Here is a 19,994-nt window from a genome sequence, read left to right on the forward strand (position 1 = left end):
CGGCAGCCCTTAAACTGTCGAGGCGCTTTCGCTGGTTGCGCCCGTCCGCCCCTCCGTGACCGTCAAGAAACTCGGCCGCTACGACATCATTCGCACGCTCGGCAAGGGTGCGATGGGCCTGGTCTATGAGGGCATGGACTCGTCGCTGCAGCGGCGGGTGGCGATCAAGACCATCATCGTCGAGAACCTCGACTCCAAGGCCGCCGAGGAATACGAGGCGCGGTTCCGCACCGAAGCGCTGGCCGCGGCCCGGCTGCTGCACCCCAACATCGTCCCGGTCTTCGACTTCGGCCGCCACGAGGAGATCGCCTTCCTCGTGATGCAGTACATCGAGGGCGACGACCTCAAGCACCACCTCGACCGCGGCGAGCGCTTCAGCCCGCAGATGGCGGTGGCGATGATCCTGGACCTGCTCTCGGCGCTGGACCACGCGCACGAGAACAACATCGTCCACCGCGACATCAAGCCGGCCAACATGCTGATCGAGAAGGGCCGGGTCAAGCTGACGGACTTCGGGGTCGCGCGCATCCAGGACCCGGACGCGGCCAACAAGACGCAGGTGGGGGCGGGGGGCATCGGGACGCCGCGCTACATGTCGCCCGAGCAGGCGCAGGGCCAGCGGGTCGATTCCCGCTCGGACCTGTTCTCCACCGGCATCGTCCTGTACGAGCTGCTCACGGGCGTGCGGCCGTTCGACGGCGACAACCCGTTCGCCATCATCCACCAGATCATCAGCGCGGTCCCGCCGCCGCCCACGTACCACAACCCGCGGCTGCCCAAGGCTATCGACGCGGTGGTGGCCAAGGCGCTGGCCAAGAACCGCGACGAGCGCTTTTCCACCGCGCGCGAGTTCGCCGTGTCCCTCAAGGCCGCGGGCCAGCGGGTGGCCGGCACCAGCGGCGGCGCCACCGGCCCCGGCGCGGCGCCGCCGGCCGCGCCCCAGGGCGGCAAGGCCTCGGACACCGCGCCGCTGTCCGGCTCCAACCTCACGCTCGAGCTCGAGCTGGAGTACTGGAAGGACATCAAGGATTCCGAGGACGCCAACGACTTCCTGGAGTTCCTGGAGCAGTTCCCCGCCGGCAAGTTCGCCGCGCTGGCGCAGCGCCGGCTGAAGAAGTTCGGCAAGGACGCCGACGAGCAGCCCCCGGCGCCGCCGCCGCGCCGTGAAGCGCCCGCGCCGGCGGACGACGACGACGAGGCCACGCGCCTGCCGGGGCAGGTCGCCTCGCGCACGTCGGGGACCTCAGGCACGTCCGGTAGCTCGGGCTCGTCCGGCAGCCTCAAGCTGACCGACAAGGCGGTCGTCGCGTCGCCGCAGGACCAGACGGTCATCAGCCCGCAGACGTTGCGTGTCATCAGCACGGCGGCCCGCTCCGCCACCGGCACGCAGCCGGCCACCGCCGATGCGGTCGCCGCCCGCGCCGGCCAGGCCGAGGAACCGCAGGCCCAGGCCGCGCGTGCCGCCGAAGCCGCCCGTGCCGCCGAGGAGGCCCGCGCCGTCCAGGCGCGCGCCGCCGCGGCCGCCAAGGAGGTCGAACGCCTCGAAGCCGAGCGCCAGGCCGCCGAGGCCATGCAGAAGGCGGAAGAGGAAGCACGCCGCCAGGCCGCCCAACAGGCTGTCCGGCAGAAGGCGGAGCAGGAGGCGGAGCAGGAGGCGCGGGCCAAGGCGGAGCAGGAAGCGAAGGCAAGGGCCGAGCAGGAAGCCAGGCGCCAGGCGGAAGAAGAAGCACGCCGCCAGGCGGCCGAACAGGCCGCGCGGCAAAAGGCGGAGCAGGACGCACGGGCCAAGGCGGAGCAGGAAGCGAAGGCAAGGGCCGAGCAGGAAGCCAGGCGCCAGGCGGAAGAAGAAGCACGCCGCCAGGCGGCCGAGCAGGCCGCGCGGCAGAAGGCGGAGCAGGAAGCGCGGGCGAAGGCGGAGCAGGAAGCGAAGGCAAGGGCCGAGCAGGAAGCCAGGCGCCAGGCGGAAGAGGAAGCACGCCGCCAGGCGGCCGAACAGGCCGCCCGGCAGAAGGCGGAGCAGGAAGCGCGCGCCAAGGCCGAGGCGGAAGCGAAACAGAAGGCCGAGCAGGAGGCCAGGCTCCAGGCGGAACAGGAAGCGCGCCGCCAAGCCGCCGAGGCCGAGGCGAAGCGGCAGGACGAAGCCCGCCGCCAGGAAGTCGAGCGCAAGGCCGCCGAAGCCAAGGCCGCCGAAGCCAGGCGCAAGGAGGACGAGCGCCAACGCCTGGAGGCCGAAGCCGCCCGGAAAGCGGCTGAAGCGTCCAGGCGCCAGGCGGATGCAGCGCCGCTCGCCCAGCCCGCCACGGCGGGCACGACGGCCGCCGCGGCTGCCGGCCAGCCGAAGTCCAGGATGGTGCCGATGGCCATCGCCGGTGTGTTCGCGCTCGGCGCGATCGGCGTCGCTGTGAAGATGATGGGCGGCGGCAAGCCGGCCGAGACGGCGCCGGTCGCCACCGCGCCCGCGCCGCAGCCCGCCGAGCAGCAAGCCAAGCTCACGGTCCCGGCGCCGGCGCCGGCGCCGCGGCCCGCGCCCGCCGAGGCGCCCCAGGCGCCGTCGGCACCGGCTCCGAGCGGCAAGGCGGCGCCGGCCCCGACGCCAGCGCCCAGCAAGGCCCCGGCTCCCGGCGCCGCGCCGGCGGCCACGAAGACACCAGCGCCGACTTCCGGCTTGGCGCCAGCACCAGGGCCAGCTCCTGCGGGTGCACGCACGACGGCGCCCGCGCCGACCCCCGCGCCTGCACCCGCGCCGGCCACGTCGTCGGCACCCGCGCCGGCGCCGGCGCCTGCTCCTGTCGCTGCACCCGCACCCCCACCCGCACCCGCTGCCGCTCCGGCACCCGCGCAGTCCCCCGCACAGGCGCCCGCGCCCGCGCCGGCCCCGGCGCAAAGCGCAGGTGTCCTGCTCGCGCAGGCACAGGAGGCCGAGCGCGCCGGCAACATGGCGGCGGCCGTCAGCGCGTACCGGCGCGCCGCCAATGCGGGCAGCGGTGCCGCCGCGCGCCGGCTCGGCGAGCTTTACAGCAAGGGGCAGGGCGGGGTGGAGCGCGACGCGCAGCAGGCCAACTTCTGGAACAACAAGGCGCGCGCGATGGGCGAGGCCCTGCGCGAGGGCCCCTGCGCCCTGAAGGCCGGCACCAGCTGCTGACGGGCGCGGGCCTTGCGGCGGTTCTAGCGCCGGCCGCTGCCGAGCAGGCTGCCCAGCACGCCGCGAACGATCTCGCGGCCCACGCTGCTGCCGATGGTTCGCATGGCCGAGCGGGCCATCGACTCGGCCAGCCCTTCATGGCGGCCGCCGCGCGGGCCGGTGGAGCCGAGCAGCACGTCCTTCAGCGGCCCCGCCAGGCCGCCCAGGAGGCCGCCGGAAGCGGGCTGGTCGGCGCCGCCCGAGGCCGGGCCGGGGATGCCGGCGCCGGTGGCCGTCGACGCCGCGCCGGCCGTCGCGGTCGGTGCCGGCCGGCCGTTGGCCGGGGCGGGCGCCGCCGCTCGGCCCCGGATCTTCTCGTAGGCCGACTCGCGGTCCACGGCCTGGTCGTACACGCCGGCGACGATGGAGTTGGCCAGCAGGGCCTGGCGCTGTTCCGGCGTGATGGGGCCGATCTGGCTGCCCGGCGGGATGACGAACACCCGCTCGGTCACGCTGGGCCGGCCCTTGGCGTCGAGCAGGCTGACCAGCGCCTCGCCCACCGCCAGCTCGGTGATGGCCGTCTCGATGTCCAGCCCCGGCTTCTGGCGCATGGTCTGCGCCGTGGCCTTGACCGCCTTCTGGTCGCGCGGGGTGAAGGCGCGCAGCGCGTGCTGCACGCGGTTGCCCAGCTGCGCGAGCACCGTGTCGGGAATGTCCAGCGGGTTCTGGGTGACGAAGTACACGCCGACGCCCTTGGAGCGCACCAGCCGCACCACCAGTTCGATGCGCTCGACGAGCGCCGCGGGCGCGTCCTTGAACAGCAGGTGCGCCTCGTCGAAGAAGAACACCAGCTTGGGCTTGTCGGGGTCGCCGATCTCGGGCAGCTGCTCGTACAGGTCCGACAGCATCCACAGCAGGAAGGTCGCGTACAGGCGCGGCGACTGCAGCAGCTTGTCGGCCGCCAGGATGTTCACCACGCCCATGCCGGACTCGCTGGTCTGCAGGAAGTCCTGGATGTTGAGCATCGGCTCGCCGAAGAAGCGGTCGCCGCCCTGGGCCTCGATCTGCAGCAGCCCGCGCTGGATGATGCCCACGCTGGCCGCGGAGATGTTGCCGTACGCGGTGGTGAACTGGCTGGCGTTGTCGCCCACGTGCTGCAGCATCGCGCGCAGGTCCTTCAGGTCCAGCAGCAGCAGGCCGTTGTCGTCGGCGATCTTGAACACCACCTGCAGCACGCCGGCCTGGGTCTCGTTCAGCCCCAGCATGCGCGACAGAAGCAGCGGCCCCATGTCCGAGACGGTGGCGCGCACCGGGTGGCCCTGCTCGCCGAACACGTCCCACAGGGTGGTCGGGCAGGCGACCGGCTCCGGCGCGGGCAGGCCCCGCTCCTTCAGCATCGCGGCCATCTTGGGCGGCAGGTGCCCGGCCTGGCTGATGCCGGTCAGGTCGCCCTTGATGTCGGCCATGAAGACCGGCACGCCGATGCGGGAGAAGTTCTCCGCCAGCGTCTGCAGGCTCACGGTCTTGCCGGTGCCGGTGGCGCCGGTGATCAGGCCGTGCCGATTGGCCAGCGCCGGCAGCAGGAAACAGTCGGTGTCGCCGTTCTTGGCGAGCAGCAGCGGGTCGGCCATAGGTGAAAAGTAGAATGCGGGTCGCAGCAATATAGCAATGCGCTCGGCATCGCAGGCGAGCAGACGAGGAACGACACAAAGTGGCCGGACACAGCAAATGGGCGAACATCCAGCACCGCAAGGGGCGGCAGGATGAAAAGCGCGGCAAGATCTGGACGCGCGTGATCCGGGAGATCATGGTGGCGGCCCGGCAGGGCGGCGGCGACCTCAACGCCAACCCGCGCCTGCGGCTGGCGGTCGACAAGGCCAAGGCGGCCAACATGCCGGCCGACACCATCAAGCGCAACATCGACAAGGCCACCGGCAACCTCGAGGGCGTGAACTACGAGGAGATCCGCTACGAGGGCTACGGCATCGGCGGCGCGGCCGTGATCGTGGACACCATGACCGACAACAAGGTGCGCACGGTGGCCGAGGTGCGGCACGTGTTCAGCAAGTACGGCGGCAACCTGGGCACCGAGGGCTCGGTCGCGTTCCAGTTCAAGCATTGCGGCCAGCTGATCCTGGCGCCCGGCACCGACGAGGACAAGGTGATGGAGGTCGCGCTCGAGGCTGGCGCCGAGGACGTCGTCACCGACGACGACGGCGCCATCGAGGTGCTGACCGCGCCGGCCGACTTCGAGAAGGTCAAGAACGCGCTGGAAGCCGCCGGGCTGCGGCCCGAGGTGGCCGAGGTCACCATGCGGCCCGAGAACACCATCGAGCTCGCCGGCGACGACGCGGCCCGCATGCAGAAGCTGCTGGACATGCTCGAGGACCTGGACGACGTGCAGGACGTCTTCCACAACGCCTCGCTATGACCGAGGCGACGACTCCCCAGCTCGATCGCATCGAGCAGCTGCTGCGCGAGGGCAACGAGCTGCGCCGCCAGGCCATCGCCCTGCAGCAGGAAGCGGTGGCCAACCAGAAGTCGCTCATCGACGAGCAGCGCGCCAACATCGCCAAGGCCGGCCAGGTCAACGACCAGGCCCTCGCCCTGCAGGGCCGCGCCCGCAAGGTGGTCACGCTGCTCATTCCCATCGTCCTCGTCCTGCTCGGCTACGTGAGCTGGCTCATCTTCTTCAGGTTGCCGCGATGAAGGTCCTGGTCATCGGCGGCGGCGGCCGCGAACACGCGCTGGCCTGGAAGCTGGCCCAGTCGCCCAAGGTGCAGGCGGTCTACGTCGCTCCCGGCAACGGCGGCACGGCGCAGGACGCGCGGCTGGAGAACGTGCCGCTGACCGCGACGGTGGCGCTGCGCCAGTGGGCCCAGCAGCAGAAGATCGCGCTGACGGTGGTCGGCCCCGAGGCGCCGCTGGCCGCGGGCGTGGTGGACGAGTTCCGCTCGCACGGGCTGCGCATCTTCGGTCCCACCCGGGCCGCCGCGCAGCTGGAGAGCTCCAAGGCGTTCTCCAAGGACTTCATGGCCCGCCACGGCATCCCGACGGCGAAATACGAGACGTTCACCGATCCCGCGCTGGCCCATGCCTACGTGGACCGGGAGGGCGCGCCCATCGTGGTCAAGGCCGACGGCCTGGCCGCGGGCAAGGGCGTGGTGGTCGCCACCACCGTGGCCGAGGCGCACGAGGCGATCGACTTCATGCTGCTCGACAACAAGCTCGGCGTCACCCACAACGAGGGCGGCGCGCGGGTGGTCATCGAGGAGTTCCTCGAGGGCGAGGAGGCCAGCTTCATCGTGCTGTGCGACGGCCGCAACGTGACGGCGCTGGCCACCAGCCAGGACCACAAGCGCCTGCAGGACGGCGACCGCGGCCCCAACACGGGCGGCATGGGCGCCTATTCGCCGGCGCCGGTGGTCACCCCCGCCGTCCACGCACGCGCCATGCGCGAGATCATCCTGCCCACCGTGCGCGGGATGGAGAAGGACGGCATCCCCTACACGGGCTTCCTGTACGCCGGCCTGATGGTGGACAAGCAGGGCCGCGTGAAAACGCTCGAATTCAACTGCCGCATGGGCGACCCGGAGACGCAGCCCATCCTGCTGCGCCTGAAGTCCGACCTGTACGACGTGATGATGGCCGCCACCGCCGGCACGCTCGACCAGGTCGAGCTGCAGTGGGACCGGCGCACGGCGCTGGGCGTGGTGATGGCCGCGGCGGGCTACCCGCTCAACCCGCGCAAGGGCGACGTCGTCACCGGCATCCCGCGCGAGGCGGACGATGCGGTGGTGTTCCACGCGGGCACGACCCTGCAGGACGGACGGCTCGTCACGTCGGGCGGGCGGGTGCTGTGCGTCACCGCGCTGGCCGACACGGTCAAGGCGGCGCAGAACCGCGCCTACGAGATCGTGCAGGCGATCCGCTTCGACGGCGCGCAGTACCGCCGGGACATCGGCCACCGGGCCGTGCGCTGAGTGGCTGGCCAGTTCGGTCCGCTCCCGCATCCCCTGCGCTTCCAGGGCAGCCGGCTCGCCACCGGGCTGCTGCGCCTGGCGGGCTGGCGCGTGCACTTCGACGGCCTGCCCACGCTGCAGGGCGTGGTCATCGTCTATCCGCACACCAGCAACTGGGACTTCGTGGTCGGCATCCTGGCCAAGTGGGCGTTCGGGCTGCCACTGCAGTTCTGGGCCAAGGACAGCCTGTTCCGCGTGCCGGTCTTCGGCGGCTGGCTGCGCCGCGTCGGCGGCGTGCCGGTGGTGCGCTCGAGCTCCAACGGCCTGGTCGGCGACATGGTGCGGCAGATCCAGCAGCACCGCGACGCCGGCCGCTATTTCTGGCTCGCGGTCGCGCCCGAGGGCACGCGCAGCGCGCGGCCCGGCTGGCGCAGCGGCTTCTACCGCGTGGCGTGCCAGGCCGGCGTTCCTCTGGGCCTGGCCAGCCTCGACTATGGCCGGCGCGAAGTGCGGTTCACGACCTTCCTTGCGCTGACGGGCGACGAGGCGAGCGACATGGCGGCGATCGCCGGCGCCTATGCCGGCGTGCGCGGCTTGCGCCCCTCGCAGGCGGCTCCGGTGCGGCTGGTCGAGGCGGCACGCACCCCATCCGATACCATCGCCCGATGATTCCTTGCCGCTTCGCATGAGCCCGAACCCGACCCAGGACGTGCGCGCCTGGCTGCTGGCGTTGCAGGCCCGCATCACCGACGCCTGCAGCGCCGTCGACGGAACCGCGTTCCTCACCGACCGCTGGCGCAAGGAACCCGGCGAGCCGCTGCAAGGCGAGGGCGTCACCATGATCCTGGAGCACGGGCCCGTGCTCGAGCGCGCCGGCGTCGGCTTCTCGCACGTGCGCGGCCCGCGCCTGCCCGCGTCCGCCACGCAGCACCGCCCGGAGCTCTCGGGTGCGCCGTTCGAGGCCATGGGCGTGTCGCTGGTGTTCCACCCGCGCAACCCGTATGCGCCGACCGTGCACATGAACGTGCGCATGATCTCCGCCACGCCCGCCGGTGGCGCGCCGGCGTTCTGGTTCGGCGGCGGCATGGACCTCACGCCCAGCTACGGCTTCGACGAGGACGCGGTGCACTTCCACCGCACCTGCCAGCAGTCGCTGGAGCCGTTCGGGGCGGACATGTACCCGCGCTTCAAGGCCTGGTGCGACGAGTATTTCTGCCTCAAGCACCGCAACGAGCAGCGCGGCATCGGCGGCATCTTCTTCGACGACCTGTCCGAGCTCGGCTTCGACGGCGGCTTCGCCGTCATCCGCTCGGTCGGCGACGCGTTCCTCGACGCCTGGCTGCCCATCCTGCAGCGGCGCAAGGACATGCCCTACGGCGAGCGCGAGCGCGCCTTCCAGCTGTACCGGCGCGGCCGCTACGTGGAGTTCAACCTGGTCTGGGACCGGGGCACGCATTTCGGGCTGCAGTCGGGCGGCCGCACCGAATCGATCCTGCTGTCGATGCCGCCGCTGTGCAGCTGGGCCTACCGGCAGCATCCCGAGGCGGGCACGCCCGAGGCCGAGCTCTACACCCGGTACCTGCAGCCGCGGGAGTGGGTCTGACGGTGCCCCGGCGCATCGGCATCTTCGGCGGCGCGTTCGATCCGCCGCACCTGGCGCACGTCGCCCTGGCGCGCGCGGCGGTTTCGCAGCTCGGCCTGGACGAACTGCGCGTCTTCCCCACCGGCCAGGCCTGGCACAAGGCGAGGGCGCTGACCGCGGCCGAACACCGCCTGGCGATGGCCCGCCTGGCGTTCGCCGAGGTGCCGCATGCCGTGGTCGACGACCGCGAGCTGCAGCGCAGCGGCCCCACCTACACCGTCGACACGCTGCGAGAGCTGCATGCCGCCTTTCCGGGCGACGAGCTGCTGCTCGTGATCGGCGCCGACCAGGCCGAGGCGCTGGACAGCTGGCGCGAGAGCGCCGAGATCACCCGCCTCGCCACCCTGGGCGTGGCGGCCCGCGCGCGGCCCGATCCGGGCGCGCCGCCGTTCGATGCGAGCCGCCTGCCGTCGGGCCGGTCGCTGCCCGTCGAGTTGCCCCCGATGCCCGTCAGCGCGACGCAGATCCGCGCGCTGGTGGCGGCGGGGCAGGGGATCGGCCATCTGGTTCCCGCCCCCGTCGCAAGTTATATTGCCCGAAACCACCTCTACGCCCCGACCTGATGACCCAAGAGACAAGCGCCAAGAAAGACACCCAACGGCTCCAGCGTGCCATCGTCGATGGCCTGGAAGACGTGAAAGCGCAGGACATCCAGGTCTTCAACACCGAGCATCTGTCGCCCCTCTTCGAGCGGGTGATCGTGGCCTCGGGCACCTCGAACCGGCAGACCAAGGCGCTCGCCGCCAGCGTGCGCGACGCCGTGCGTGACGCGGGCTTTCCCAAGCCGCGCGTCGAGGGCGAGGACAACGGCGAGTGGATCATCGTCGACTGCGGCGCCGCGGTCGCGCACATCATGCAGCCGGCGATCCGCAACTACTACCACCTCGAGGAGATCTGGGGTGACAAGCCGATCCGCCTGAAGTTCGGCGCGCCCAGGCCCGCCGGGGCCGCGCCCGCGCCGGCGCCGGCGAAGAAGGCCGCGCCGGCCAAGACCAGCCTGCGCCGCAGCAGCGCGGCCAGGTCGGCCGCCAAGGCGGCCGAGCAGGCCGCCAAGCCAAAGGCGCCGGCGAAGAAGGCCGCCAGGACGACCGCCTCGCGCGCCGCGCCCGCCAAGGCGGCCGGCAAGGCCCCCGCCAAGACGGCGGCCAAGGCGACCGGCAAGACCACGGCCAAGACCGCCGGCAAGACCGCAGCGAAGAAGGCTCCCGCCAAGAAGACGACCCGCCAGGCATGAAGCTGGTCGTGGTGGCCGTGGGCCAGCGCGTGCCCGACTGGGCCGCCACCGCCTGGGACGACTACGCCAAGCGCTTCCCGCCCGAGCTGCGGCTCGAGCTCAAGGCCGTCAAGACCGAGCCGCGCGGCTCGCGCACCACCGCGCAGCTGATGGCCGCCGAACGCGAGCGCATCGAGGCAGCGGTGCCCCGCGGCGCCCGCATCGTCGCCCTGGACGAGCGCGGCACGGCGCTCACCACGGTGGCGCTGGCGGCCAAGCTCAAGGCGTGGCAGCTCGAGGGCGACGACGTCGCGCTGCTGATCGGCGGGCCGGACGGGCTCGATCCCGCCCTGCGCGCCGCCGCGCACGAGCGCATCCGGCTGTCGGACCTCACGCTGCCGCACGCGATGGTGCGCGTGCTGCTGGCCGAGCAGCTGTACCGCGCCTGGTCGATCAACGCCAACCACCCGTACCACCGTGAGTGACTTCATCTACCTGGCCTCGCAGAGCCCGCGCCGGCGCCAGCTGCTGGAGCAGCTGGGCATCCGGCACCAGCTGCTGCTGCCCGGCGACGACGAGGACAGCGAGGCGATCGAAGCGGTGCTGCCGGGCGAATCGCCATCGGCCTACGTGCAGCGCGTCACGGCACTCAAGCTCGACGCCGCCGTGCAGCGGCTGCGCCGGCGCGGCCTCGCAGCCGCGCCGATCCTGTGCTCGGACACGACGGTGGCGCTCGGGCGCACGATCTACGGCAAGCCGCAGGACGCCGCCGATGCGGCGCGCATGCTGGGCGAGCTGGCCGGCAGGACGCACCGGGTGCTGACGGCGGTGGCCGTGCAGCACCGCCGCAAGCGGCTGCAGGCACTGAGCGTGTCGCGCGTGACGTTCGCGCCGATGACGCGCGCCGAGATCGCCGGCTATGTCGCCAGCGGTGAGCCGCTGGGCAAGGCGGGCGCGTACGCGGTGCAGGGCCGCGCGGCGGCGTGGATCTCCCACATCAGCGGGTCGTATCCCGGCGTGATGGGCCTGCCGCTGTACGAGACGGCGCAGCTGCTGCAGGCCCTGGGCGTGCGCCCGGCCTGAGCCTCACCCGCCGCCGGTCCCCTGTCGGGCCGGCCCGCCCGGGCCGACCTCCACCGCCTCCGGCACCATGCCGATGATGCGCCGGGCCGCATCGAACGCGGGGCGCAGGAAGAAGATGAACTGGCGCCGGCCGCCGGGCAGATCCAGCGCCATCTCGTGCCGCACGACCTCGCCCGCGCGCGCGCGGGCGACGGCCTCGCGCACCAGCTGCGGCATGCCCGGCGTGGCGGAGAACCAGGGCGTCTCCCAGAAGGGCCGGCCGACGACATCGTGCCGCTGGCACCGGATGGCCGCCAGCGACAGGGAGTTGGCGTCCAGCAGGACCCCCTCGGTGTCCACGAAGCCCTGGAAGATCAGGCTGGTCTCGAAGGCCGCGCGCAGCCGGTGGGTGGCCGTGCTTTCCTTGTCCAGCGCCTGCGTCAGTTCCGCCGTGCGCTGCCGCACCTGCGCCTCCAGCGTGTCGCTGAAGCGCCGCAGCGCCAGCCGCGCGCGCTGCTCGGCATCGATCAGCGAGGCGAGCCGGGCCCGCTCCTCGCCCAGCTGCCAGTTGGACACGCGCAGCGCCGATTCGGCGCGCGCGCGGTCGGTGACGTCGGTCACCAGCGCGAACACGCCCTCGATGCGGCCGGCGGGGTCGCGCACCGGCTGGTAGATGAAGTCCATCACGCAGTCCTCCACCGGGCCGTCGGCCTTGCGCTGCAGGCGCACCGCCACGTCCTTGCCGAGGAACGGTTGGCCGCTCGTGTACACGCCGTCCAGCAGCCTGGGGAAGGTCTGGTCGTTGATTTCGGGCAGGGCCTGGACGGCCGGCTTGCCGATGATGTCGCGGTTGCCCACCAGGCGCAGGTAGGCCTCGTTGGCGAACTCGAACACGTGCCGCGGGCCGCGCAGCAGGGCGACGGCGGCGGGCGCCTGCTGGAAGATCTCGCGCCAGCGCTCGAGTTCGGCCTCGCGCTGGCGGTGCGCCTGCACCACCTCGGTGATCTCGTTGCCCTGGTTGAAGATTCCGCCGATGCTGTGGTCGGCATGCCGGATCGGCGTGAAGCTGTAGTTCCACCAGGTCTCGGTGGCGCGCCCGCCGCGCACCATCGGCAGCATCTGGCTGTACAGGGCCTCGCCCTGGCCGGTGCGCAGCACGCGCTCGAACTGCGGGCCCACGATGTGCCAGATGTCGCTCCAGGCCTCGTGCGCCGGCATGCCCAGCATGGCCGGGTGCCGCTCGGCGGGGATCACCGACCACGCGTCGTTGTACAGGACGTGCAGCTGCGGGCCCCAGTAGATCGCGGTGGGAAAGCTCGAATTCAGGCACAGGCTGAGCGCCATGCGCAGGGCGCCGGGCCAGTGCTGGGGCGGCCCGAGCGGGTGCTTGTCCCAGTCGAAGGCGCGCAGGCGCTCGCCCATGGCGCCGCCGCCTTGCAGGAATTCGAGGGAAAGGGACACGGCGCGGGACGACAGCGGCGATTCGGGGCGGCGACAGTCTAACCGCCTGAGGTATCCTGTGCCGGCCCCGAATGCGACAACCGGAACACGAATGCAGCAGGACATCCTGATCAACTGGTCGCCGCAGGAAACCCGCGTGGCCATCGTCGAGAGCGGCGCGGTCCAGGAACTGCACGTCGAACGCACGCTCGAGCGCGGACTGGTCGGCAACGTGTATCTCGGCAAGGTGGCGCGGGTGCTGCCGGGCATGCAGTCCGCCTTCATCGACATCGGCCTGGAGCGCGCGGCGTTCCTGCACGTGGCGGACCTGCACGGCGCCACGCCGGGCGAGGGCGCCGGGCGGCACCAGGCGCAGCCGGTCAAGCCGATCGAGAAGCAGGTCTTCGAGGGCCAGCCGCTGATGGTCCAGGTGATCAAGGACCCGATCGGCAGCAAGGGCGCGCGCCTGTCCACGCAGGTGAGCATCGCCGGGCGGCTGCTGGTCTTCCTGCCGCAGGACGACCACGTGGGCGTCTCGCAGAAGATCCCCGGCGACCAGCGCGATGCGCTGCGCGCCCGGCTGCAGAAGCTGGTCGGCACGCCCGAGACCGGCGGAGGCGGCGGCTTCATCCTGCGCACCAACGGCGAGGACGCCACCGACGCGGAACTGGCGGAGGACATCGCCTACCTGCGCAAGACCTGGGCGCGCATCCGCGACGCGGCCACGCGCCTGCCCGCCGGATCGCTCCTGCACCAGGACCTGAGCCTGCTGCAGCGCGTGCTGCGCGACCTGGTCACGGAGCAGACGCAGACCATCCGGATCGACTCGCGCGAGCAGTTCGCGATCCTGCAGGCGTTCGGGCGCGAGTTCATGCCGCAGGCGGCGGAGCGGCTGCAGCTGTACAAGGGCGAGCGGCCGATCTTCGACCTGTTCAACGTCGACGAGGAGATCGCCAAGGCGCTGGGCCGGCGCGTCGAGCTCAAGTCCGGCGGCTACCTGATCGTCGACCAGACCGAGGCCCTGACGACCGTCGACGTGAACACCGGCGGCTTCGTCGGCGCGCGCAACTTCGACGACACCATCTTCCGCACCAACCTGGAGGCCGCGCACGCCATCGCGCGCCAGCTGCGCCTGCGCAACCTGGGCGGGATCATCATCGTCGACTTCATCGACATGCAGCGCGAGGACCACCGCGACGCGGTGCTGGCCGAGTTCCGCAAGCAGCTCGCGCGCGACCGCGTCAAGACCATGGCCGGCGGGTTCTCGCAGCTCGGCCTGGTGGAGATGACGCGCAAGCGCACGCGCGAGTCGCTGGCGCACATGCTGTGCGAGCCGTGCCACGCCTGCCAGGGCGCGGGGCAGCTGAAGACCGCCCGGTCCGTGGCCTACGACATCCTGCGCGAGATCCTGCGCGAGGCCCGCCAGTTCAACCCGCGCGAATACCGGGTCGTCGCCTCGCCCAAGGTCATCGAGCTGTTCCTGGACGAGGAGAGCCCGTACCTGGCCGGCCTGTCCGACTTCATCGGCAAGCCGATCTCGCTGCAGAGCGAAAGCGCGATGGGGCAGGAGCAGTACGACATCGTCCTGCTCTAGGGCGCGCGATCAGGCGGGTCGCGGGTCCGGGTCGTCGGCCAGCATCGCGCCGATCCAGAAGTACAGGAACGTGCCTTCGGTGAAGGTGGCGAAATGCGAGTTCGCCAGGCTGGTGGCGCACCAGGCGGCGAGCACGCCCAATCCCAGCAGCCGGTACATGCCCGGCGGCGGACGCTGGCGCAGCGCGCTGGCGATGAACAGCAGGAAGATCGCCAGCCCCGGCAGGCCGTGCTGCGCCGCCAGGCTGAGGTACTGGTTGTGCGGGTCGCGGGTCACGATCGCCTTCGGCCCCGTCTGCCCGGCGACCATGGGCTTGTAGGCCGCCTCGAACGCGCCGGTGCCCCAGCCCCACCACGGATGCTGGGCGATGATGGGCAGCGTGTTGCGCCAGAACACGATGCGGATGCCCATCGAGGTGACGTTCGCCTGTTGCTCGTAGGTCTGCATCTCCTCCACCGCCTGCGCGATGCGGCCACGGGACGCGGGCACGGCGACCAGGCCCGCCAGGGTGAGCGCCACCAGCAGCACCGCGCCGGCCAGGCTCCAGCGCATGTCATGGCCCCGGGCGCGGCCCCAGCCCCAGGCCAGCGCGCCGGCGCAGACCAGCAGCACGACGTAGCCGCTGCGGCCGGGCGTGACGAAGAAGATGTTGCTCGCGATGACCACGGCCGCCGCGGCGAACAGCTGGCGGCTGCGCCGTGACAGGCCGTCGCCGAAGAGCGCCACGGCGGCGGCGGCGAACACCGCCACGGAGAACAGCGTGCCCTGGCTGGAATGGTTGCGGGCGACGATGCCGTAGACGCTCGCCTCCGAGTTGCTGGTGGGCAGCTGGATGCGGGTGGCGAACGTGAAGTAGGACACCAGGGCGGCCACGCAGGCGGCGATGACGAACCCGGTGAGCAGGCGCATGCGCGCCTGCGGGGTCGCCATGAAGGCCATCGCCACCGGCACCATCAGCAGCTTGCGCCAGCCCCACAGCGTGAGCAGCCCCTCCTTCGTCCCGGCGGCGCTGCCGATCACGCCGACCGCGAACACCGCGAACAGCAGCAGGGCGGCCAGCACCATGGGCTGGCGCCCGGTCCAGGCGAGCCGCTCGCGTCCGGCGCGGGTGAGCAGCAGCAGGCCCATCAGCCCGGCCTGCGCCACGTTGACCAGCGGGGGACTCACCAGGATGCCGACCAGGGCGAGCAAGAGCAGCCACTGGCCGGCGCGCAGCGGCCACGGTTCGCGGAGGGCGGTGGTGGCGATCGCGTCGTTCATCGCCGCACCGCGGCCTTCAGGCGCACGAGCCATTCGCGCAGGCGCCGGCGCTGGAACTTGTTCCATCGGTTCCTCAGGATGTTGTAGGTGCGGCCGTGCTTGCGCCGGTGCGCATCCAGCTCGCTGTCGAACAGGCCGAGCACGCTGCCCTGTTCGACGATGGGGCGGCGCAGCCAGTACTGGGGCGTGCCCTGCGCGGCGTCGACGTCGCGCATCAGGTGGTCGGCGGGCAGCGTGACCGGATGCGCGTCGATCCAGTCCAGGCGCCGGCGCATGGCCAGCGCGTCGTGCACGCAGCCCTCGGCGGTGGGGATCGGCAGCGGCACCAGCGGCCCTTCGGCCAGGAAGTAGCTGTCGGGCACCTTGGTGTCCATGCCGCCGAGGAACACCATCCAGCCCTCGGGCAGCGCGGTGGCCGCGCGCATGGCCTCGTCGAAGCGGGCGACGAAGCCGTCGGCCAGCACCGCGTCGTCCTCGAACACCAGCACGCGGCGGCAGCCGCGCGCCAGCGCGTCGCGCCAGACCTGGATGTTCTTGAGCACCAGCGACTGGTGGGCCGCCTTCAGGTCGGACGCGCCGAACGTGCGCGCGACGAGTTGCGGATCCAGGCTGTCGGCGTCGTGGGCGAACACGTACTCGAACCGGATGCCGTGCCGCGCGAGCTGGGCGGCGATGTGGGCCTGGCGCTCGTGCCAGCCGCGCACCGTCAACACGAAGACCGCGTCGACCCAGTCGTTGACGCCACGCGCGACCTGCGCGCCCTCTGTTTGCACCACGTCCTCCTTGATCGGCCCGCGAGTCTAACGGCCCGGGGCCGCGAGCTCTTCCTTGGCGAGCACCATGTCGGCGCGGGCGAGCACCCGGTCGGGCGTGATCGCCGGCAGGCAGTCGCTGCGGCTGTCGACGTGGTCCTCGCAGCCCGCGCGCCCGCACGGCACGCAGGGCAGGTTGGCCTGGAACACGGTGACGTTGCCGGCCGTCTGCTCCAGCGCGACGCGCTCGAACAGCGCGCGCGCGCCCGGCCTGGCCGGCCACGGCGCCCAGCGCTGCGGGTTGGTGGGCCCGAAGACGGCCAGCGTGGGAATGCCGCTGGCGGCGGCCAGGTGGGACACCGAGGTGTCCGGCCCCACGTACAGCGCCGCGCCCTGCAGCAGCGTGGCGAGCTGGCGGAAGTCGAGCCGCCCCGAGGCGTCGAGCAGGGCGGGCGCGGCGGCGATGGGCAGCAGCTCCCGCACGCACTGCTGGTCGCGCTCGCTGCCGCTGCCGGTCAGCACCACCTGCAGGCCGCGATCGAGCAGGCCGCGGATGACGACGGCGAAATGTTCCAGCGGCCACTGCTTGTAGCGCCACATGGATGGCGCATGCACCACCGCATAGCGCGGCTGCAGCGCCTGCTGCAGCTCGGGCGGCAACGGCAGCGGCCCCGGCGGCAGCACGCGCGGCAGGGCGGCGCCGCCGGGCATCCAGGGATCGAGCAGGGCGAGCTTTTCCACCACCACGTGCACCGGGCCGCGATCGCCGGCGATCACCACGGCGTGGTCGAGCAGGCGGCGCTTCCACCAGTTGCTGCCGCCGGCTTCGGGCAGCAGCCCGCTGCGGCAGCGGCTCGCCAGCCACCCGATCAGGTGCGCGCGATCGCCCGGCTGCGTGACCAGCGCCAGGTCGTAGCGGCGCCAGAGGCGGCGTGCCAGCCGCCATGTGCCGCGCCAGCCCAGGCGCGCCGGGGTCTCGATGCGCTCGCCGACGTGCGGGTTGCCCGCCAGCATGCCCAGCGTGCCCTGGAACCCCAGCACGTCGATGCGCGCCTGGGGCCACAGCTCGCGCGCGGCGGCGATCAGCGGGGTGGTCAGGAGCACGTCGCCGATCTGCCGGGTGGCGATGACGAGGATGCGCTTCATGCCGCCTCGGGCGCGCCTTCCGTGGCGGCGGCGCCGAACTGCATCGCATGCAGGCGCGCGTACAGGCCGCCGCGCGCCAGCAGGTCCTCGTGCGTGCCCGACTCGGCCACCTTGCCCGCCTCGAGCACGACGACGCGGTCGGCATGCTCGATGGTGGACAGGCGGTGGGCGATGATCAGCGTGGTGCGGCCGGCGACGAGGCGCTGCAGCGCCTCCTGCACCAGGCGCTCGGAAGCCGTGTCCAGCGCCGAGGTGGCCTCGTCGAGGATCAGGATGGGCGCGTCCTTGTACAGGGCGCGGGCGATGGCCAGGCGCTGGCGCTGGCCGCCCGAGAGCTGGGCCGCGTTGTGGCCGGTGACCGTGTCCAGGCCCCGCGGGAGCGATTCGACCAGCTCGCGCAGGTTGGCCGCCTCCACGCAGCGCTTCAGGCGCGCGAGGTCGGGGTGGGGCGACAGGGCGATGTTGGCGGCCAGCGTGTCGTTGAACATCACCACGTCCTGGCTCACGAGCGCGAACTGGCGGCGCAGCGCGTCCAGGCGCCACTGCGACACGTCCACGCCATCGAGCAGCACGCCGCCGCTCTCGGGCAGCACGAAGCGCGGCAACAGGTTGGCCACGGTCGTCTTGCCCGATCCCGACGGGCCCACCAGGGCGACCACGTGCCCGGGCTGGATGTCCAGGTTCAGCCGGTCCAGCGCGGGCAGGCCGTCGGCGCGGTAGCGCACGGTCACCGACTGCAGCTGGATGTGGCCGGCCGCGCGCTCGGGCGCGTGCGTGCCGCCGGCCTCGGCGGGCGTCTGCTCGACCAGCTCGACGCCGCGGCGCACCGCCGCCAGGCCGCGCGAGATCGGGCTGGCGGCCTCGGACAGGCGCTTGATCGGCGCGATGAGCATCAGCATCGCGGTGATGAAGGAGGCGAAGGTGCCGACCGTGATGCCGTCCCGGCTTTGCCACAGCGCGATGCAGATCACGGTGGACAGCGCGGCCGCGGCGAGCATGTGGGTGAGCGGAGTGATCGCGGCCGAGGCGGCGGCGGACTTGAGCGCCAGCCGGCGCAGCGCCGCGTTGAGCGCCGCGAAGCGCACGGCCTGCGAGTCCTGCGCGCCGTGCAGCCGCACCACGCGCGCGGCGAGCACGTTCTCCTCGACGACGTAGGCCAGCTCGTTGGTGGCGTCCTGCGTGCTGCGCGCGATGCGGTACAGCCGGCGCGACAGCGTGCGCATGATCCAGCCCACGCCCGGAACGACCAGGAACACGATCAGCGTGAGCTGCCAGTTCAGGTACAGCAGGTACACCAGCAGCGCGAGCAGGCTGAGGCTGTCCTTGACCAGGCCCATCACCGCATTCACCAGCAGCGTGGCGCCGTTCTGCACCTCGTACACCACCGTGTTGGACAGCGAGGTCGCGTTCTCGCGCCCGAACAGCGCCAGCTGCGCGTCCAGCAGCCGGCCGAACATCGCGCGGCGCAGGCCCTGCAGGCCGTCCTGCGTGATGCGCGCCAGCGCCAGGTCGGCCGCGAAGCCCGCCACGCCGCGCACCGCGAAGACCAGCAGCAACGCCGCGGGCACGGTCCACAGCGGCAGGCCGCCGCCGTTGAAGCCCTTGTCCAGCAGCGGCTTGAGCAGCGCGGGCACGAGCGGCTCGGCCGCCGAGCTCACCAGCGTGCACAGTGCCGCGATCACCCAGTAGCGGCGCGTGCCGCCGAAGTAGGGCGCCAGCCAGCGGACGGACGAGAGGTCGATGCGGATCACTTCAGCGCCTGGTGGAGCCTGCGCTCCCATTGCCAGGCGTGGGCGATGATGGTGTCCAGGTCTTCGTACTGCGGACTCCAGCCCAGCTCGGCGCGCGCGCGCGCCGCGTCCGCCACCAGCACCGGCGGGTCGCCGGCGCGCGGGGGATCGTCGCGCAGGGGAATCGGATGGCCGGTGATGCGGCGCGCCGCCTCGATCACCTCGTTGACGGAGTGGCCCCGGCCGTTGCCGAGGTTGTAGACGGTGGTCGCCGCGCCGGCCTGCAGCGCGCGCAGCGCCAGCAGGTGCGCCGTGCACAGGTCCTGCACGTGGACGTAGTCGCGCAGGCACGACCCGTCGGGCGTGGCGTGGTTGGCGCCGAAGCGCGAGATGAACTCGCGCCGGCCCGAGGCGACCTGCAGCACCAGCGGAATCAGGTGCGTCTCGGGCTCGTGCCGCTCGCCGATCGAGCCGTCCGGATGCGCGCCCGCCGCATTGAAGTAGCGCAGCGAGATCGAGCGCAGGCCATGGGCCGCCGCGTAGTCCTGCAGCGCGTATTCGACGGCCAGCTTGCTGTGGCCGTACGGGTTGATCGGGCGGGTGGGGTGGTCCTCGGGGATCGGCACCTTCACCGGGTTGCCGTAGGTGGCGGCCGTGGAGGAGAAGATGAACTGCTTCACGCCATGCTCGAGCATGGTGTCCAGCAGGCTCACCGTCTGCACGAGGTTGTTGCGCCAGTACTTGCCCGGGTTGGACATCGACTCGCCCACGAGGCTGGAGGCCGCGAAGTGCATGACGCATTGCGGCCGGTACTCGCGCAGCACGGTGGACATGAACCCGCGGTCGCCGATGTCGCCCACTTCCAGGATGGTGTCGCCCGCCGCGTCGCGATGGCCGGTGGCGAGGTTGTCGACGATGACGGGGCGGAAGCCGCTGTCGCGCAGCATCCGAACCATGTGCGACCCGATGTAGCCCGCGCCTCCCGCCACCACGACAGTGGGTGATTGGTCCATGGATGAGGGTGCAATAATGCCCGTTGCAAGAAGGAAGGGATTATGCCGTGGGGCACTGC

Annotated in this window: 18 protein-coding genes; 11 read left to right on the plus strand and 7 right to left on the minus strand. The window is 72.1% G+C overall.

Features of this window, described 5'->3' with window-relative positions; translation table 11 throughout:
• Positions 1 to 55: 55 nt before the first annotated feature.
• Positions 56 to 3,142 (plus strand): serine/threonine-protein kinase, encoded by a 3,087-nt coding sequence (locus AC3ANR_RS11155; protein ID WP_488288182.1) that lies wholly within the window; start codon positions 56 to 58, stop codon positions 3,140 to 3,142.
• A gap of 23 nt (positions 3,143 to 3,165) precedes the next feature.
• Here AC3ANR_RS11155 and AC3ANR_RS11160 read toward each other — a convergent pair whose 3' ends face one another.
• A complete protein-coding gene (locus tag AC3ANR_RS11160) occupies positions 3,166 to 4,752 on the minus strand; it encodes a helicase HerA-like domain-containing protein (protein ID WP_488288183.1) in 1,587 nt (528 codons plus the stop codon).
• An 80-nt stretch (positions 4,753 to 4,832) separates the two neighbouring features.
• Here AC3ANR_RS11160 and AC3ANR_RS11165 point away from each other — a divergent pair, with 80 nt between their 5' ends.
• The 9 genes from AC3ANR_RS11165 to AC3ANR_RS11205 are packed head-to-tail and all read left to right on the plus strand — an operon-like array spanning position 4,833 to position 11,021.
• A complete protein-coding gene (locus AC3ANR_RS11165; protein WP_488288184.1) occupies positions 4,833 to 5,552 on the plus strand; it encodes a YebC/PmpR family DNA-binding transcriptional regulator in 720 nt (239 codons plus the stop codon).
• Entirely contained in the window at positions 5,549 to 5,830 is a 282-nt protein-coding gene (locus tag AC3ANR_RS11170; protein ID WP_488288185.1) for a hypothetical protein, read from the plus strand. Before AC3ANR_RS11165 ends, AC3ANR_RS11170 begins: the two co-directional genes overlap by 4 nt.
• Positions 5,827 to 7,104 (plus strand): phosphoribosylamine--glycine ligase, encoded by a 1,278-nt coding sequence (purD, locus tag AC3ANR_RS11175; RefSeq protein WP_488288186.1) that lies wholly within the window; start codon positions 5,827 to 5,829, stop codon positions 7,102 to 7,104. Before AC3ANR_RS11170 ends, purD begins: the two co-directional genes overlap by 4 nt.
• Positions 7,105 to 7,752 (plus strand): 1-acyl-sn-glycerol-3-phosphate acyltransferase, encoded by a 648-nt coding sequence (locus AC3ANR_RS11180; protein ID WP_488288187.1) that lies wholly within the window; start codon positions 7,105 to 7,107, stop codon positions 7,750 to 7,752.
• Between the two features lie 16 nt (positions 7,753 to 7,768).
• Positions 7,769 to 8,686, plus strand: coding sequence for an oxygen-dependent coproporphyrinogen oxidase (gene hemF / locus AC3ANR_RS11185; protein ID WP_488288188.1), 918 nt, complete (start codon positions 7,769 to 7,771; stop codon positions 8,684 to 8,686).
• 2 nt (positions 8,687 to 8,688) lie between these two features.
• A complete protein-coding gene (gene nadD / locus AC3ANR_RS11190) occupies positions 8,689 to 9,288 on the plus strand; it encodes a nicotinate-nucleotide adenylyltransferase (RefSeq protein WP_488288189.1) in 600 nt (199 codons plus the stop codon).
• Positions 9,288 to 9,959 carry a ribosome silencing factor gene (gene rsfS / locus AC3ANR_RS11195; RefSeq protein WP_488288190.1) on the plus strand — a complete coding sequence of 224 codons (672 nt, stop codon included), beginning with the start codon at positions 9,288 to 9,290 and terminating at the stop codon, positions 9,957 to 9,959. Before nadD ends, rsfS begins: the two co-directional genes overlap by 1 nt.
• A complete protein-coding gene (rlmH, locus tag AC3ANR_RS11200; RefSeq protein ID WP_488288191.1) occupies positions 9,956 to 10,423 on the plus strand; it encodes a 23S rRNA (pseudouridine(1915)-N(3))-methyltransferase RlmH in 468 nt (155 codons plus the stop codon). The genes rsfS and rlmH overlap by 4 nt, the downstream gene beginning before the upstream one ends.
• Entirely contained in the window at positions 10,416 to 11,021 is a 606-nt protein-coding gene (locus AC3ANR_RS11205; RefSeq protein WP_488288192.1) for a Maf family protein, read from the plus strand. The genes rlmH and AC3ANR_RS11205 overlap by 8 nt, the downstream gene beginning before the upstream one ends.
• Positions 11,022 to 11,024: 3 nt before the next feature.
• On the opposite strand, the gene AC3ANR_RS11210 is transcribed toward AC3ANR_RS11205, so the two are convergent.
• Entirely contained in the window at positions 11,025 to 12,461 is a 1,437-nt protein-coding gene (locus tag AC3ANR_RS11210; RefSeq protein WP_488288193.1) for a PAS domain-containing protein, read from the minus strand.
• A gap of 91 nt (positions 12,462 to 12,552) precedes the next feature.
• Here AC3ANR_RS11210 and rng point away from each other — a divergent pair, with 91 nt between their 5' ends.
• Complete coding sequence (gene rng, locus AC3ANR_RS11215; RefSeq protein WP_488288194.1) at positions 12,553 to 14,034, plus strand: ribonuclease G; 1,482 nt, start codon at positions 12,553 to 12,555, stop codon at positions 14,032 to 14,034.
• 9 nt (positions 14,035 to 14,043) lie between these two features.
• On the opposite strand, the gene AC3ANR_RS11220 is transcribed toward rng, so the two are convergent.
• The 5 genes from AC3ANR_RS11220 to galE are packed head-to-tail and all read right to left on the minus strand — an operon-like array spanning position 14,044 to position 19,935.
• Positions 14,044 to 15,294: an O-antigen ligase family protein gene (locus AC3ANR_RS11220; protein WP_488288195.1), complete on the minus strand. Its 1,251-nt coding sequence runs from the start codon at positions 15,292 to 15,294 to the stop codon at positions 14,044 to 14,046.
• Positions 15,291 to 16,067, minus strand: coding sequence for a glycosyltransferase family 25 protein (locus tag AC3ANR_RS11225; protein WP_488288196.1), 777 nt, complete (start codon positions 16,065 to 16,067; stop codon positions 15,291 to 15,293). Before AC3ANR_RS11225 ends, AC3ANR_RS11220 begins: the two co-directional genes overlap by 4 nt.
• 27 nt (positions 16,068 to 16,094) lie before the next feature.
• Positions 16,095 to 17,192, minus strand: coding sequence for a glycosyltransferase family 9 protein (locus AC3ANR_RS11230; protein WP_488288197.1), 1,098 nt, complete (start codon positions 17,190 to 17,192; stop codon positions 16,095 to 16,097).
• A complete protein-coding gene (gene msbA / locus AC3ANR_RS11235; RefSeq protein WP_488288198.1) occupies positions 17,189 to 18,973 on the minus strand; it encodes a lipid A export permease/ATP-binding protein MsbA in 1,785 nt (594 codons plus the stop codon). The genes AC3ANR_RS11230 and msbA overlap by 4 nt, the downstream gene beginning before the upstream one ends.
• Positions 18,940 to 19,935, minus strand: a complete 996-nt coding sequence (gene galE, locus AC3ANR_RS11240; RefSeq protein WP_488288199.1) for a UDP-glucose 4-epimerase GalE — start codon at positions 19,933 to 19,935, stop codon at positions 18,940 to 18,942. Before galE ends, msbA begins: the two co-directional genes overlap by 34 nt.
• Positions 19,936 to 19,994 lie beyond the last annotated feature (59 nt).

The organism is Ramlibacter sp. JJN2-2R (assembly GCF_057747835.1).

What these genes read in the sequence shown, in the direction of transcription:
- AC3ANR_RS11160 (WP_488288183.1), bottom strand. Translation starts at nt 4,752, where the DNA reads ATGGCCGACCCGCTGCTGCTCGCCAAGAACGGCGACACCGACTGTTTC.
- hemF (WP_488288188.1), top strand. Translation starts at nt 7,769, where the DNA reads ATGAGCCCGAACCCGACCCAGGACGTGCGCGCCTGGCTGCTGGCGTTG.
- AC3ANR_RS11170 (WP_488288185.1), top strand. Translation starts at nt 5,549, where the DNA reads ATGACCGAGGCGACGACTCCCCAGCTCGATCGCATCGAGCAGCTGCTG.
- galE (WP_488288199.1), bottom strand. Translation starts at nt 19,935, where the DNA reads ATGGACCAATCACCCACTGTCGTGGTGGCGGGAGGCGCGGGCTACATC.
- rlmH (WP_488288191.1), top strand. Translation starts at nt 9,956, where the DNA reads ATGAAGCTGGTCGTGGTGGCCGTGGGCCAGCGCGTGCCCGACTGGGCC.
- rng (WP_488288194.1), top strand. Translation starts at nt 12,553, where the DNA reads ATGCAGCAGGACATCCTGATCAACTGGTCGCCGCAGGAAACCCGCGTG.
- AC3ANR_RS11220 (WP_488288195.1), bottom strand. Translation starts at nt 15,294, where the DNA reads ATGAACGACGCGATCGCCACCACCGCCCTCCGCGAACCGTGGCCGCTG.
- AC3ANR_RS11230 (WP_488288197.1), bottom strand. Translation starts at nt 17,192, where the DNA reads ATGAAGCGCATCCTCGTCATCGCCACCCGGCAGATCGGCGACGTGCTC.
- purD (WP_488288186.1), top strand. Translation starts at nt 5,827, where the DNA reads ATGAAGGTCCTGGTCATCGGCGGCGGCGGCCGCGAACACGCGCTGGCC.
- msbA (WP_488288198.1), bottom strand. Translation starts at nt 18,973, where the DNA reads ATGGGAGCGCAGGCTCCACCAGGCGCTGAAGTGATCCGCATCGACCTC.
- rsfS (WP_488288190.1), top strand. Translation starts at nt 9,288, where the DNA reads ATGACCCAAGAGACAAGCGCCAAGAAAGACACCCAACGGCTCCAGCGT.